The sequence below is a fragment of the Chromobacterium amazonense genome (genome assembly GCF_001855565.1).
Taxonomy (GTDB): Bacteria; Pseudomonadota; Gammaproteobacteria; order Burkholderiales; family Chromobacteriaceae; genus Chromobacterium; species Chromobacterium amazonense.
The window spans coordinates 98,040-110,974 of record NZ_MKCR01000026.1; the positions used below are offsets into that span (position 1 = coordinate 98,040).

At 62.5% G+C, this 12,935-nt stretch carries 11 protein-coding genes; 8 read left to right on the top strand and 3 right to left on the bottom strand.

The features are described from left to right. Positions 1-177: 177 nt before the first annotated feature. The 3 genes from lysS to BI343_RS10705 form a co-directional block, all read right to left on the bottom strand. Positions 178-1,686, bottom strand: a complete 1,509-nt coding sequence (lysS, locus tag BI343_RS10700; RefSeq protein ID WP_071109682.1) for a lysine--tRNA ligase — start codon at positions 1,684-1,686, stop codon at positions 178-180. 89 nt (positions 1,687-1,775) lie between these two features. After that, positions 1,776-2,883, bottom strand: a protein-coding gene (prfB, locus tag BI343_RS19680) for a peptide chain release factor 2 (protein WP_106076020.1) whose coding sequence is annotated in 2 segments (ribosomal slippage) — positions 1,776-2,798 and positions 2,800-2,883 — 1,107 coding nt in all. Because the reading frame shifts where the segments join, the coding sequence is not laid out codon by codon here. A gap of 111 nt (positions 2,884-2,994) precedes the next feature. Beyond that, positions 2,995-3,975, bottom strand: a complete 981-nt coding sequence (locus BI343_RS10705) for a malate dehydrogenase (RefSeq protein ID WP_071109683.1) — start codon at positions 3,973-3,975, stop codon at positions 2,995-2,997. Between the two features lie 198 nt (positions 3,976-4,173). On the opposite strand from BI343_RS10705, the gene BI343_RS10710 reads away from it, so the two are divergent. The 8 genes from BI343_RS10710 (at position 4,174) to BI343_RS10745 (ending at position 12,909) form a co-directional block, all read left to right on the top strand. Next, positions 4,174-4,911: a GntR family transcriptional regulator gene (locus tag BI343_RS10710; RefSeq protein ID WP_071109684.1), complete on the top strand. Its 738-nt coding sequence runs from the start codon at positions 4,174-4,176 to the stop codon at positions 4,909-4,911. A gap of 221 nt (positions 4,912-5,132) precedes the next feature. Then, complete coding sequence (gene sdhC, locus BI343_RS10715; RefSeq protein WP_043624903.1) at positions 5,133-5,510, top strand: succinate dehydrogenase, cytochrome b556 subunit; 378 nt, start codon at positions 5,133-5,135, stop codon at positions 5,508-5,510. Next, the gene (sdhD, locus tag BI343_RS10720; RefSeq protein ID WP_043624902.1) at positions 5,504-5,848 is read left to right on the top strand and encodes a succinate dehydrogenase, hydrophobic membrane anchor protein; all 345 of its coding nucleotides are present in this window, start codon (positions 5,504-5,506) and stop codon (positions 5,846-5,848) included. The genes sdhC and sdhD overlap by 7 nt, the downstream gene beginning before the upstream one ends. Continuing rightward, on the top strand, positions 5,848-7,623 hold the full coding sequence (gene sdhA, locus BI343_RS10725) for a succinate dehydrogenase flavoprotein subunit (RefSeq protein ID WP_071109685.1): 1,776 nt from the start codon (positions 5,848-5,850) through the stop codon (positions 7,621-7,623). The genes sdhD and sdhA overlap by 1 nt, the downstream gene beginning before the upstream one ends. Before the next feature lie 13 nt (positions 7,624-7,636). Next, a complete protein-coding gene (locus BI343_RS10730) occupies positions 7,637-8,347 on the top strand; it encodes a succinate dehydrogenase iron-sulfur subunit (protein WP_071109686.1) in 711 nt (236 codons plus the stop codon). Beyond that, complete coding sequence (locus BI343_RS10735; protein ID WP_043624895.1) at positions 8,344-8,592, top strand: FAD assembly factor SdhE; 249 nt, start codon at positions 8,344-8,346, stop codon at positions 8,590-8,592. The genes BI343_RS10730 and BI343_RS10735 overlap by 4 nt, the downstream gene beginning before the upstream one ends. 52 nt (positions 8,593-8,644) lie before the next feature. Continuing rightward, positions 8,645-9,934: a citrate synthase gene (gene gltA / locus BI343_RS10740; protein WP_043624892.1), complete on the top strand. Its 1,290-nt coding sequence runs from the start codon at positions 8,645-8,647 to the stop codon at positions 9,932-9,934. Between the two features lie 146 nt (positions 9,935-10,080). After that, a complete protein-coding gene (locus BI343_RS10745; RefSeq protein WP_071109687.1) occupies positions 10,081-12,909 on the top strand; it encodes a 2-oxoglutarate dehydrogenase E1 component in 2,829 nt (942 codons plus the stop codon). Positions 12,910-12,935 lie beyond the last annotated feature (26 nt).

Below are 12,935 nucleotides of genomic sequence, written 5' to 3' on the forward strand. Positions count from 1 at the left end.
GTACAGCTTGAGCGTGTTTTGATAATGCTTAGAAATACAATAAATAGTAATTTTTTAAATACTATTAAATTCGATAGTTAATTTTTATAAATACTGATGTGAATTATATTGGGAATGAAAAAGCCGCCCACCTCGCAGTGAGCGGCTTTCTCATCAGCCCAGTGTCTGGACTAAATCTTACTCCGGACGCATATGCGGGAACAAGATCACATCCCGAATAGAAGGCGCATCCGTCAACAACATCACCAAACGGTCGATGCCGATGCCGCAACCGCCGGTCGGCGGCAGGCCGTATTCCATCGCGCGGATGTAGTCGGCGTCGTAGTGCATCGCCTCATCATCGCCGGCGTCCTTCTGGGCCACTTGCGCCTGGAAGCGCGCGGCCTGGTCTTCCGGATCGTTCAACTCCGAGTAGCCGTTGGCGTGCTCGCGGCCGACGATGAACAGCTCGAAACGCTCGGTCAGGCCCGGCTGGGTGTCGGAGCCGCGCGCCAGCGGGGACACTTCCACCGGGTAGTCGATGATGAAGGTCGGGTTCCACAGCAGCGACTCGGCGCATTCCTCGAACAGCGCCAGCTGCAGGCTGCCCAGACCTGGGGCCGGGGGCAGTTTGCCGCCCAGGCGCTTGATCTCGCTGGCCACCCAGGCGGCGTTGGACAGCTGGGCGTCGGTGTATTGCGGGTTGTAGTGCTTGATCGCGCCCACGATGGTGAAGCGGTCAAACGGCTTGCCCAGGTCCACTTCCTTGCCTTGGTAGGTGACGGTGGTGGAGCCGCAGGATACCAGCGCGCACTCGCGGATGATGGTTTCGGTCATGTCCATCATGCGCTGGTAGTCGCTGTACGCTTCGTAGAACTCGATCATGGTGAACTCGGGGTTGTGGCGCGTGCTCATCCCCTCGTTGCGGAAGTTGCGGTTGATCTCGAACACGCGTTCCAGGCCGCCCACCACCAGGCGCTTCAGGTACAGCTCAGGGGCGATGCGCAGGTACAGCGGCATGTCCAGGGCGTTGTGGTGGGTGACGAAGGGCTTGGCCGACGCGCCGCCCGGAATCGGGTGCATCATCGGGGTTTCCACTTCCAGGTAGCCTTCGCCCACCATCACGTCGCGCACTTTCTGGATGATCTTGGAGCGCTTGATGAAGGTTTCGCGGCTTTCCTCGCTCATGATCAGGTCGGCGTAGCGCTGGCGGTACTTTTGTTCCTGATCGGTCATGCCGTGGAATTTTTCCGGCAGCGGACGGATGTTCTTGGACAGCAGGCGCACTTCCGTGGCTTGCACGGTCAGTTCGCCGGTCTTGGTTTTGAACAGCACGCCCTTGACGGCGATGATGTCGCCCATGTCCCAGCGCTTGAAGTCGGCGTAGACGTCTTCGCCCACGTTGTCGCGGGAGATGAAGGCCTGGATGCGGCCACTGACGTCTTGGATGGTGGCGAAGCTGGCTTTGCCCATCACACGTTTAAGCATCATGCGGCCGGCGACGGCGACTTCGATTTTTTCGGCTTCCAGCGCTTCGGCTTCTTTAGCGGCGTGGTCGTCCTGCAGCGGTTTGGCAAAGTGGCTGCGTTTGAAGTCGTTGGGGTAGGCGATGCCTTTTTCGCGGATCGCCTTCAGTTTCAGGCGGCGTTCCGCCATGATCTGGTTTTCGTCTTGGCTTTGCGCCTGTGCTTGTTCGTGATCAGACATGATGACTCCGTGCCGGGTTGGGGTCCTTCGGCAAAATACACTTTATAAAAAACGGCAAAAACCGGCCGCATGCGGCCGGTCTATGGCGATTACACGCCCTGTTTCAGGCTGGCTTCGATGAAGCCGTCCAGGTCGCCATCCATGACGCCCTTGATGTTGCCCACTTCATAACTGGTGCGCAAATCCTTGATGCGGGACTGGTCGAACACGTAGGAGCGGATCTGGTGGCCCCAGCCCACGTCGGTTTTGGTGTCTTCCAGCGCCTGCTTGGCTTCGTTGCGCTTTTTCAGTTCCAGCTCGTACAGCTTGGCGCGCAGCATCTGCCAGGCTTCGTCGCGGTTGCGGTGCTGGGAACGGTCGTTCTGGCACTGCACGACGATGCCGGTGGGAACGTGGGTCAGACGCACGGCCGAGTCGGTTTTGTTGATGTGCTGGCCGCCGGCGCCGGAGGCGCGGTAGGTGTCGGTGCGCACGTCCGCCGGGTTGATGTCGATCTCGAAGCTGTCGTCCACTTCCGGGTAGACGAAGACGGACGAGAACGAGGTGTGGCGGCGGGCGTTGGAGTCGAACGGCGACACGCGCACCAGGCGGTGCACGCCCACTTCGGTGCGCAGCAGGCCAAAGGCGTATTCGCCTTCGATCTTCAGCGTGGCGCTGGTGATGCCGGCCACTTCGCCTTCGGACACTTCCAGCACGTCCACCTTGAAGCCCTTGCGTTCGGCGTAGCGGGTGTACATGCGCAGCAGCATGCCGGCCCAGTCCTGGGCTTCGGTGCCGCCGGCGCCGGCCTGGATGTCGATGAAGCAGTTGGCCGGGTCCATCGGGTCGTGGAACATGCGGCGGAACTCCATCTTCGCCACTTTTTCCTCCACGCCTACCAGATCTTCCTGCACGGCGAGGATGGTGTCGTCGTCTTCCTCGCTCTTGCCCATTTCAAACAGTTCGCGGCTGTCCGCGATGGTGGCGTTGATGCTGTCCAGCACCAGCACCACGTCTTCCAGCTGCTTGCGTTCGCGGCCCAGATCCTGCGCCTTTTTCGGGTCGTTCCAGATATCCGGGTCTTCGGTCAGGCGGCTGACTTCTTCCAGACGGTCTTTTTTACCGTCGTAGTCAAAGATACCCCCGAATATCGGCGGCGCGGGCGGCCAGGTCTTCGATTTTGGCCGCAATTTGGTTCAAAACTTCAACTTCAATCATGCTTTCGCTCCAAATGGCAGTCTGTATTAGTAAATTCAAATGTGAATTTCTGGTTTGACCAAAGACAAAAAGCGCACCGAGTGGTGCGCTTCTCTTCAGTCAGGCCGGGAATTAGCCAAACAGGTGAGCGATGGCTGCGCGCTCTTCTTCCAGTTCGGCCAGGGTCAGGTCCATCCGCTCGCGGCTGAACGCGTCGATTTCCAAGCCTTCAACACGTTTGTATTCGCCATTTTCGCATACTACCGGCACGCCGTACATCACGCCTTCCGGAATGCCGTAGGAGCCGTCGGACGGCACGCCCATGGTCACCCACTTGCCATTGCTGCCCAGCACCCAGTCGTGGATGTGGTCGATGGCGGCGTTGGCGGCGGAGGCGGCGGAGGACAGGCCGCGCGCTTCGATGATGGCGGCGCCGCGCTTGCCCACGGTGGGCAGGAATACGTCGCGGTTCCAGGCTTCGTCATTGATCATGGCCTTGACCGATTGGCCATCGATGGTGGCGAAGCGGTAGTCGGCGTACATGGTGGGGGAGTGGTTGCCCCACACGGCCAGCTTTTCAATCGACGATACCGGCTTGCCGGTCTTGGCGGAGATCTGCGACAGCGCGCGATTGTGGTCAAGACGCAACATGGCGGTAAAGTTTTTCGGGTCCAGGTCCGGCGCGGACTTCATGGCGATCCAGGCATTGGTGTTGGCCGGGTTGCCCACCACCAGCACCTTGACGTCGCGGGCGGCGTGGTCGTTCAGCGCCTTGCCCTGCACGGTGAAGATGGCGCCGTTGGCTTCCAGCAGGTCCTTGCGCTCCATGCCCTTGCTGCGCGGGCGGGCGCCCACCAGCAGCGCGACCTTGACATCCTTGAAGGCCACGTTCGGGTCGTCGGTGGCGACCATGCCGGCCAACAGCGGGAAGGCACAGTCTTCCAGCTCCATCATCACGCCCTTCAGCGCGGTTTGGGCCTGCGGCAGGTCCAGCAGGTGCAGAATGACCGGTTGATCCTTGCCCAGCATCTCGCCACTGGCAATGCGGAACAGCAGGCTGTAGCCGATCTGGCCGGCAGCGCCGGTAACGGCAACGCGAACGGGGGCTTTCATTGGCGGACTCTCCTTTGACGTATCCGATAATGAGCTGCAGATGTTGCTCTGCAGTATAGATGTGGCCAGAGTGTATCACGGCTGTTTATCGATTTGGACTAATCAGACAAGAATATGGCGTCAAACAGTCGTTTGAGTCTTATGTCTTATATAAGACATGCCTTTACGCTTGATTTGTTTGGTGTTAAAACACAGACCATGACAGTCAATGCGCTGAAAAGACAGCCGCTTTATGCCCAGGTCAAGCAGCTGCTGCAGCAGCGGATAGGCGCCGGGGAGTGGCAGACGCACGATGCGCTGCCCAGCGAATGGGAGCTGGCCGACGAGCTGGGGGCCAGCCAGGGCACGGTAAGAAAGGCATTGTCTGAGCTGGTGGACGCCGGTTTGCTGTATCGCCTGCAGGGGAGGGGCACCTATGTGGCGCCGGTGCCGGGCGACTGGGGCGATGACGCCAGGCTGGTGACGCCGGGCTTGTTCACGGAGCAGCCGGACGAACTGGCGCGGGAGTTTCTGGGGCTGTCGCGGCTGAATGCCAGCGAGGATGTCGCGGAGGCCTTGCAGTTGCGCCGTTTGGCGCCTTTATTGAGGATTCGTCAGCTGTGGCGTCGCCATGGCTCGCCGGTGGCGCTGGACGATGTGCTGCTGCCGGCGGAAGCGTTTGAAGGCATGGACGCGCGCTGGCTGCGCGGTTCGGCCGGCCTGTACGGCACTTTGCAGCAGCGCTTCGGCGTGCGCATGAAGATTGTCAGCGAGCAGTTTCGCGCGGAAATGCTGCCGCGCGAGGAGGCCAGCCTGCTCGGCGTGACCGGCATGGTGGCCGACGTGCCGGCGCTGTGCCTGCTGCGCCTGTCGGCGGACATGGACGGCCGGCCGCTGGAGTGGCGGCAGCGTTACTGCCTGACGCACCAGCTGGCTTATACAGTAAAGCACGGCTGAGGCGCCGGCTTTTTGATTTGGATTAAACGGCGAGCGGCCAGCGGGCCAGGCCGACATTTGTTAGAATCCCCCGCGCATATCGCAAACGCATGGTTTGCGGCATGCCTGGTAAGGGCAGGCATCGGGCCAGAGATAAAGGTTCGAGTCTGCCTGGCGGCGCGTCCGGGTGGGCGCGGCGTTTGATAACCCACTTGGTCACAAAAACATCCAAGGAAAGCCTTATGCAGAAGCAAAGACCGAAGCATCTGGACTTGGCCAGGATCAGACTGCCCGTGCCGGGCTTCGTCTCCATCCTGCACCGGGTCAGTGGTGTGGCGTTGTTCTTTTCCCTCCCGCTGTTGATCTATCTGCTGCACGGTTCGCTCAGCTCCGCCGAGTCGTTCGAAACTTACCGCGCCGTAGTTTCCCACCCGCTGATGAAACTGGTATTGCTGGGCCTGATCTGGGCGTACATGCACCACTTCTGCGCCGGCATCCGTTTTCTGTTCCTTGACGTTCACAAGGGTCTCGAGCTGGAGACCGCCCGCGCCACCGCGAAAACCGTGCTGGCCGTCAGCCTGTTGCTGACCTTGGTTCTGGGAGGCATCGCTCTATGGTAAACCGCATTGTTGTCGGCGCCGGCTATGGCCTGCGCGATTGGGTGATGCAGCGCGTCACCGCCGTGATCATGGTGGTCTACACCGTGGCGATGGCCTTGTTCCTGTTGTCGCTGCCGTCCGGTTTTGACAGCTGGAAAGAGTTGTTCAGCCACACCTGGGTGCAATTGTTCACCCAGGTTTCGCTGCTGGCGCTGTTCCTGCACGTATGGGTAGGCATCCGCGACGTATGGATGGACTACGTGAAGCCGGTGGGCATCCGCCTGGCGCTGCACGTGTTCACCATCGTCTGGCTGGTTTCCTGTTTCATCTATTCCGTTAAAGTGGTTTGGGGGCTGTAATGGGTATCGCCATTCGTCATTTTGATGCGGTTGTCGTGGGCGCCGGCGGCGCCGGCATGCGCGCCGCGCTGCAACTATCGGAAGCCGGCCTGAAGACCGCCGTGCTGTCCAAGGTATTCCCGACCCGCTCCCACACCGTGGCCGCACAGGGCGGCGTATCCGCTTCGCTCGGCAACTCCGAGCCGGACAACTGGCACTGGCATATGTACGACACCGTGAAGGGTTCGGACTGGCTGGGCGACCAGGACGCCATCGAATTCATGTGCCGCGAAGCGCCGAAGGTGGTGGTGGAGCTGGAACACTTCGGCATGCCGTTCGACCGCAACCCGGACGGCACCATCTACCAGCGTCCGTTCGGCGGCCACATGTCGGAATTCGGCGAAGGCAAGCCGGTCCGCCGCGCCTGCGCCGCCGCCGACCGCACCGGCCACGCGATGCTGCACGCGCTGTACCAGCGCAATGTGCGCGCCAACACCCACTTCTTCGTGGAGTGGATGGCGCTGGACCTGATCCGCGACGCCGAAGGCCGCGTGCAGGGCGTGGTGGCCATGGAAATGGAGACGTCTGAAATCGTCGTGTTCCAGGCCAAGGCCACCCTGTTCGCCACCGGCGGCGCCGGCCGCATCTTCGCCTCGTCCACCAACGCCTTCATCAATACCGGCGACGGCCTGGGCATGGCCGCCCGCGCCGGCATCCCGCTGGAAGACATGGAGTTCTGGCAGTTCCACCCGACCGGCGTGGCCGGCGCGGGCGTGCTGATCACCGAAGGCGTGCGCGGCGAAGGCGGCATTCTGCGCAACAGCTCCGGCGAGCGCTTCATGGAGCGTTACGCCCCGAACGCCAAGGACCTGGCCTCCCGCGACGTGGTGTCGCGCGCCATGGTGTCCGAGATCAACGAAGGCCGCGGCTGCGGCCCGAACAAGGATCACGTGCTGCTGGACATCACCCACCTCGACCCCGAGGTGATCATGTCCAAGCTGCCGGGCATCCGCGAAATCTCCATCAAGTTCGCCGGCGTGGATCCGATCAAGGCTCCGATCCCGGTGGTGCCGACCTGCCACTACCAGATGGGCGGCATCCCCACCAACTACCACGGCGAAGTGGTGATCCAGGGCCGGCCGGTGCACGGCTTCTATGCCGCCGGCGAAGTGGCCTGCGCGTCGGTGCACGGCGCCAACCGCCTGGGCACCAACTCGCTGCTGGACTTGCTGGTATTCGGCAAGAGCTCGGCCAACTCGATGATCGACTTCATCAAGAAGCAGCCGGAAGACCTGCCGGAACTGGCGATGGCCGACGTGGAGCGCTCCGTCGCCCGCGTGGCGCGTCTGGACGGTCAAACCAACGGCGTGCAGGTGCATGAGGCGCGCGCCGAGATGCAACGCGTGATGCAGGCGCACTGCGGCGTGTTCCGCTTCAAGGACATGCTGGCCGAAGGCGTGGACAAGATTCTGGAAGTGGAAAAGATGGTGGCGAAAACCGAGATCGGCGACAAGTCGAAGGTATTCAACACCGCCCGCATCGAGGCGCTGGAGCTGGAAAACCTGATCGAAGTGGCCAAGGCCACCATGATCAGCGCCAATGCCCGCACCGAGAGCCGCGGCGCCCACGTGCGCGACGACGCGCCGGACACCCCGGACACCCCGAACGGCCGCGACGACAAGAACTGGCTGAAGCACACCCTGTGGTTCCGCGACGGCAACCGCCTGGAATACAAGCCGGTGAACCTGCAGCCGCTGACTGTCGAAACGATCAAGTTGAAGGCCCGCTCCTACTAAGGGTTGAACAGAGATGACTACCGAAACCGTCAAATTCAGCATCTACCGCTACGACCCGGACAAGGATGCCAAGCCGTACATGCAGGAAATCAGCATCGAGATGGACGCCACCGAGCACAAGCTCCTGGACGCCCTGGTCAAGCTGAAGACCAAGGACGACACGCTGTCCTTCCGCCGCTCCTGTCGCGAAGGCGTCTGCGGCTCCGACGCCATGAACATCAACGGCAAGAACGGCCTGGCCTGCCTGACCGACTTCCGCACGCTGAAGCAGCCGATCGAGCTGCGTCCGCTGCCGGGCCTGCCGGTGGTGCGCGACCTGATCGTGGACATGGCGCAGTTCTTCAAGCAGTACCACTCGATCAAGCCGTACGTGATCAACGACACGCCGCCGCCGGAACGCGAGCGCCGCCAGTCGCCGGAAGACCGCAAGGAGCTGGACGGCCTGTACGAGTGCATTCTGTGCGCGTGCTGCTCCACGTCCTGCCCGTCGTTCTGGTGGAATCCGGACAAGTTCGTCGGCCCGGCCGGCCTGTTGGCGGCCTACCGCTTCATCGCCGATACCCGCGACGAAGCCACCAACGAGCGTCTGGACAATCTGGAAGACCCGTACCGCCTGTTCCGCTGCCACACCATCATGAATTGTGTCGACGTCTGCCCGAAGGGTCTGAACCCGACCAAGGCCATCGGCAAGATCAAGGATCTGATGGTTAGGCGCGCGGTATGACCGGATACGATCCGATCGAACTGAAACGGATCCGCTGGCGTTCGCGCCGGGGCCTGCTCGAACTCGACCTGGTGCTGGAGAAATTCTTCGCCGGCCCGTTCGAGCGGCTGTCCCCGGCCGAGATCGACGCCTACCGGAGCCTGCTTGATCTGCCCGACACGGACTTCCTGGATGTCGTAAACGGCAAGGCCGATCTCGACGATCCGGAACAAATGGCCATTGTCGCGATCCTGCGATCGCTGTGACGGCCGCCACGACCACACTAACAACAACGAAATAACGACTGGGAGTATTGCTGTGGAAACGAATCGCAAAGTAACGCTCAGCTACAACGAGGGTAAGGAAACGCTGGACCTGCCGGTCCTCGAGGGCACCCTGGGTCCGGACGTCGTCGACATCCGCGCCTTTGGCAAGACCGGCATGTTCACGTTTGACCCCGGCTTCCTGGCCACCGCCAGCTGCGAATCCAAGATCACCTTCATCGACGGCGATCTGGGCCAGCTGTATTACCGTGGCTACCCGATCGAACAACTGGCGGAGAAGAGCGACTACCTGGAAGTCTGCTACCTGCTGCTGAACGGCGAACTGCCGACCGCCGCCCAGCGCAAGGAATTCGAGCGCGGCATCATGCGCCACAACATGCTGCACGACCAGCTGATGAGCCTGTTCAAGGGCTTCCGCCGCGACGCGCACCCGATGGCCGTGATGGTGGGCGTGGTGGGCGCGCTGTCCGCCTTCTACCATGACTCGCTGGACATCTCCAATCCGGAACACCGCCGCATCTCGGCCCACCGCCTGATCGCCAAGCTGCCGACCATCGCCGCCCAGGCTTACCGCTACAACAAGGGCCTGCCGTTCTCGTATCCGAAAAACGGCCTGACCTACGCGGAAAACTTCCTGCACATGATGTTCTCCACCCCGTGCGAAGAGTACAAGGTGAACCCGGTGCTGGCCCGCGCGCTGGATCGCATCTTCACCCTGCACGCCGACCACGAGCAGAACGCCTCCACCTCCACCGTGCGTCTGGCCGGCTCCTCCGGCGCCAACCCGTTCGCATGTATCGCCGCCGGCATCGCCTGCCTGTGGGGCCCCTCCCACGGCGGCGCCAACGAGGCCGTGCTGAAGATGCTGGACGAGATCGGCTCCGTGGACAACGTGGCCGACTTCATGCAAGGCGTGAAGGACAAGCGCTACAAGCTGATGGGCTTCGGCCACCGCGTGTACAAGAACATGGACCCGCGCGCCGCCATCATGAAGCAGACCTGCGACGAAGTGCTGAAGGAGCTGGGCCTGCAGGATAGCCCGAAGTTCAAGCTGGCCATGGAGCTGGAAAAGATCGCGCTGTCCGACCCGTACTTCATCGAGCGCAAGCTGTACCCGAACGTGGACTTCTACTCCGGCATCGTGCTGTCCGCCATCGGCATTCCGGTTTCCATGTTCACGCCGATCTTCGCGCTGGCCCGCACCGTGGGCTGGATCGCGCACTGGAACGAAATGATCGGCGATCCGGGCATGAAGATCGGCCGTCCGCGCCAGCTGTACACCGGCGCCGAGCGTCGCGATTTCGTGGACATCGCCAAGCGTTGATTTGACTGAATCGGGGTTGGTTGAAGCGGGGGCTTCGACCAGCCCTTTTTTGAGCCGCTGAAGGCTCTCAGAGCGCTGCGGCAAGACCGTCTTGCCATAGCGCTTTGCGCAAATGCTGCAACATCCAGACAAAGGGTAGCCAGACCATGATGCAATCCATGTACAGCCATTCCTACCTGTTCGGCGGGAATGCCCCGTTCATCGAGGAGCTGTACGAACAGTACCTCGCTGACGCCACGTCCGTGCCGCACGAATGGCGCGATTACTTCGACAAGCTGGCGCAAGCGCCGGGCGCCGCCGAGCGCGACGTGCCGCACCTGCCGATCCAGGAGTCGTTCATCCAGCTGGCCAAGAAGCCCTTGACCGGCCAGCGCACCGCCGCCGCCGCCGACTGGGAGGCGATGCAGAAGCAGGTGGGCGTGCTGAAGCTGATTTCGGCTTACCGCGTGCTGGGTTCGCGCCAGGCCAATCTGGACCCGCTGAAGCGGATGGACCAGGCCATCGTGCGCGAACTGGACCCGGCCACCCACGGCTTGACCGACGCCGACATGGCGGTGCAGTTCAACGCCGGTTCGCTGGTGGGCGCGCAGAAGCTGCCGCTGTCCGACATCCTGTCCCGCCTGAAGCAGACCTACTGCGGCAATATCGGCGTGGAGTATATGCACATCACCCAGTCCGACGAGAAGCACTGGGTGCAAAAGCGCTTCGAGGGCGATCTGTCCACGCCGCGCTACGACGCGGCCAAGAAGCAGCGCATCCTGAAGCAGATCACCGCGGCCGAGACGCTGGAACGCTATCTGCACACCAAGTACGTCGGCCAGAAGCGCTTCTCGCTGGAAGGCGGCGAATCCGCCATCGCCGCGCTGGACCACCTGATCCAGAACGCCACCGAGCAGGGCGTGCAGGAGCTGATCATCGGCATGGCCCACCGCGGCCGCCTGAACGTGCTGGTCAACACCCTGGGCAAGCAGCCGCGCGACCTGTTCGCGGAATTCGAAGGCAAGGCCGCCCAGCAGATGGCTTCCGGCGACGTGAAGTACCACATGGGCTTCTCGTCCGACATCCCGACCGCCAACGGCCCGATGCACGTATCGCTGGCGTTCAACCCCTCGCACCTGGAAATCGTCAACCCGGTGGTGGAAGGCTCGGTGCGCGCGCGCCAGCAGCGCCGCAAGGACAATGAGCGCAAGACCGTGGTGCCGGTGCTGATTCACGGCGACTCCGCCTTCGGCGGCCTGGGCGTCAACCAGGGCACCTTCAACCTGTCCCAGACCCGCGGCTACGGCACCGGCGGCACCATCCACATCGTCATCAACAACCAGGTGGGCTTCACCACCTCGGACACCCGCGACATCCGCTCCACGATGTACTGTACCGACGTGGCCAAGATGATCGAGGCGCCCATCCTGCACGTGAACGGCGACGATCCGGAAGCCGTGTGCTACGTGATGCAGGCCGCGCTGGACTACCGCATGACCTTCAAGAAGGACGTGGTCATCGACTTGGTGTGCTACCGCAAGCTCGGCCACAACGAGGGCGACGACCCGTTCCTGACCCAGCCGATGATGTACAAGAAGATCGCCAAGCATCAGGGCGTGCGCGCCATGTATGCCGAGCGTCTGGTGCAGGAAGGCGTGCTGAAGGCCGAGGAGGCCGACGCGCTGATCCAGGCCTACCGCGACGCGCTGGACAAGGGCGAGCACGTGGAGCAGACCACGCTGTCCAATTACAAGCGCGAGCATGCGCTGGACTTCAGCCAGTACCTGGGCACCCACTGGGCGCATCCGACCGACACCTCCTTGCCGCTGGCCGACATCCAGCGTCTGACCGACAAGTTCACCACCCTGCCGGACGGCTTCAAGCTCCACCCGACGGTGCAGAAGGTGCTGGCCGCGCGCAAGGCGATGGCTGCAGGCGAGCAGAACGTGGACTGGGGCATGGCCGAGACGCTGGCCTACGCCTCGCTGGTCACCAATGGCTTCGGCGTGCGCATCTCCGGCGAAGACTCCGGCCGCGGCACCTTCAGCCACCGCCACGCCGTGCTGCACGACCAGAACCGCGAGCGCTGGGACCAGGGCGCCTATGTGCCGCTGCGCAATATGTCTGACAACCAGGCTGATTTCCTGGTGATCGACTCCATCCTGAACGAAGAAGCGGTGCTGGCCTATGAATACGGCTACGCCTGCTCCGCGCCGGATCAGCTGGTGATCTGGGAAGCGCAGTTCGGCGACTTCGCCAACGGCGCCCAGGTGGCCATCGACCAGTTCATCTCCTCCGGCGAGACCAAGTGGGGCCGTCTGTGCGGCCTGACCACCATCCTGCCGCACGGCTACGACGGCCAGGGCCCGGAACACTCGTCCGCCCGCGTCGAGCGCTGGCTGCAGCTGTGCGCCGAGCACAATATGCAGGTGGTGATGCCGTCCGAAGCCGCGCAGATGTTCCACATGCTGCGCCGCCAGGTGCTGCGTCCGTACCGCAAGCCGCTGGTGATCTTCCTGTCCAAGCGCCTGCTGCGCTTCAAGGACTCCATGAGTCCGATCGAGGACCTGACCAACGGCAGCTTCCGCCCGGTGATCGGCGATGCCGTGGCCAAGGATCCGAAGAAGGTCAAGCGCGTGGTGCTGTGCGCCGGCCAGGTGTATTACGACCTCGCCGCCGGCCGCAAGGAACGCGGGCTGGAGGATGAAGTGGCCATCGTGCGCATCGAGCAGCTGTATCCGTTCCCGACCGAGCAGGTGGCCGCCGAGCTGGCGCGCTTCACCCAGGCCAAGGAAGTGATGTGGGTGCAGGAAGAGCCGCGCAACCAGGGCGCCTGGTACCAGATCCGCCATCGCCTGGAAGGCCTGCTGAACGCCAAGCAGCAGCTGTCGTTCGCCGGCCGTCCGTCGTCCGCCTCGCCGGCCGTAGGTTATATGAGCAAGCACGTCGCCCAGTTGAAGGCCTTCGTCGAAGAAGCGATGACGGTTTCCCGCTGAGCCAATGAGAGAAAAGGGGCGGCATC

What these genes read in the sequence shown, in the direction of transcription:
- lysS (WP_071109682.1), bottom strand. Translation starts at nt 1,686, where the DNA reads ATGTCTGATCACGAACAAGCACAGGCGCAAAGCCAAGACGAAAACCAG.
- BI343_RS10705 (WP_071109683.1), bottom strand. Translation starts at nt 3,975, where the DNA reads ATGAAAGCCCCCGTTCGCGTTGCCGTTACCGGCGCTGCCGGCCAGATC.
- BI343_RS10710 (WP_071109684.1), top strand. Translation starts at nt 4,174, where the DNA reads ATGACAGTCAATGCGCTGAAAAGACAGCCGCTTTATGCCCAGGTCAAG.
- sdhC (WP_043624903.1), top strand. Translation starts at nt 5,133, where the DNA reads ATGCAGAAGCAAAGACCGAAGCATCTGGACTTGGCCAGGATCAGACTG.
- sdhD (WP_043624902.1), top strand. Translation starts at nt 5,504, where the DNA reads ATGGTAAACCGCATTGTTGTCGGCGCCGGCTATGGCCTGCGCGATTGG.
- sdhA (WP_071109685.1), top strand. Translation starts at nt 5,848, where the DNA reads ATGGGTATCGCCATTCGTCATTTTGATGCGGTTGTCGTGGGCGCCGGC.
- BI343_RS10730 (WP_071109686.1), top strand. Translation starts at nt 7,637, where the DNA reads ATGACTACCGAAACCGTCAAATTCAGCATCTACCGCTACGACCCGGAC.
- BI343_RS10735 (WP_043624895.1), top strand. Translation starts at nt 8,344, where the DNA reads ATGACCGGATACGATCCGATCGAACTGAAACGGATCCGCTGGCGTTCG.
- BI343_RS10745 (WP_071109687.1), top strand. Translation starts at nt 10,081, where the DNA reads ATGATGCAATCCATGTACAGCCATTCCTACCTGTTCGGCGGGAATGCC.